The 914-nt window shown below is 65.3% G+C and carries 1 protein-coding gene and 1 pseudogene; both read left to right on the top strand.

What is annotated here, in order from left to right; genetic code table 11:
- A pseudogene (locus KUM32_RS37035) lies at positions 1–71 on the top strand (DUF742 domain-containing protein); the annotation flags it as partial.
- Entirely contained in the window at positions 52–630 is a 579-nt protein-coding gene (locus KUM32_RS37030) for an ATP/GTP-binding protein (RefSeq protein WP_217146254.1), read from the top strand. The pseudogene KUM32_RS37035 and the gene KUM32_RS37030, both read left to right, overlap by 20 nt.
- The last annotated feature ends 284 nt before the right edge of the window (positions 631–914 follow it).

Below are 914 nucleotides of genomic sequence, written 5' to 3'. Positions count from 1 at the left end.
GCTCCGAGGCGGGCGGCACGCCTGACGTGACTCTGCTCGAAAGGGTGCTCAGTGGACTCCGCAAGCTCTAGCGGCGCGGCCCGCTCCACCACCTCCGCGAAGATCGTGGTGGCGGGCGGCTTCGGCGTGGGCAAGACCACGTTCGTCGGCGCGGTCTCGGAGATCAACCCGCTGCGCACCGAGGCCGTGATGACCTCCGCGTCGGCGGGGATCGACGACCTGAGCCACGTTCAGGACAAGACCACGACGACCGTGGCGATGGACTTCGGCCGTATCACGCTGGACGACGACCTGATCCTGTACCTGTTCGGCACGCCCGGGCAGGACCGTTTCTGGTTCATGTGGGACGACCTGGTCAAGGGCGCGATCGGCGCGATCGTGCTGGTGGACACGCGCCGGCTGGCCGACTGTTTCCCGGCCGTCGACTACTTCGAGAACTCCGGCCTGCCGTTCGTCATCGCCCTCAACGGCTTCAACGGGCACCAGCCCTACTCCCCCGACGAGGTCCGCGAGGCGCTCCAGGTCGGCCCGGACACGCCGATCATCGTCACCGACGCCCGGCACCGCGGGGAGACCAAGAGCGCGCTCATCACCCTGGTCGAGCACGCGCTGATGGCCCGCCTCAAGTAGCGTGAACTACCGGGTAGTTGCCGTACGCACCGTTGTGTCGTTTGCCACGGCTAGCCCGCAAATTCATAACGTTTCGACAGGCAATTACCGCGCGCCCACTACGCAGCGCACTCACTCAACTCCGGAGCGCACTCGATTCCCTCGAATTTTGCCGTCGGTCGCCCTTAACGCCCGTTTTATCTCCGTGGCCGACAGTCCTCCATCCGGTAGCGGCACTGTTTGGAATGCGCCTGCCTCACGTGCTGGAATTCGCTGAACTGAGCGGTAAGGGCTCAGCAGAGAAC

Source organism: Streptomyces sp. AC627_RSS907, from assembly GCF_019049165.1.
The sequence above is the reverse complement of the archived record's forward strand: the minus strand, read 5'-3'. Positions and strand labels throughout refer to the sequence as shown.